The organism is Micromonospora sp. DT178, from assembly GCF_049841695.1.
GTDB lineage: Bacteria > Actinomycetota > Actinomycetes > Mycobacteriales > Micromonosporaceae > Micromonospora.
On sequence record NZ_JBNCKV010000121.1, the window covers coordinates 1 to 206 of the forward strand.

A 206-nucleotide genomic window follows, 5' to 3' on the forward strand; every position below is an offset into this window, starting at 1 on the left:
TGTTAAGCACGCCGCCAGCGTTCGTCCTGAGCCAGGATCAAACTCTCCAACAAAAACTTGTTGAAACAGTCATCCCGACAACAAAAAGTGTTGCCAAAGGAATCCAAGACCAGCCAAACCGAAGCCTGACCAGTCCGGGGTATAAATCAATTTGGCACTGGCTTATCAAGCACCCTGTTGAGTTCTCAAAGAACAACCACACACCG

General features: G+C 48.5%; 1 protein-coding gene. It reads left to right on the top strand.

The genetic code is table 11. The features are described 5' to 3' along the window. Positions 1–206: hypothetical protein (locus tag ACLQ22_RS32245; RefSeq protein ID WP_425695647.1), on the top strand; the 206-nt coding region annotated here is incomplete at both ends.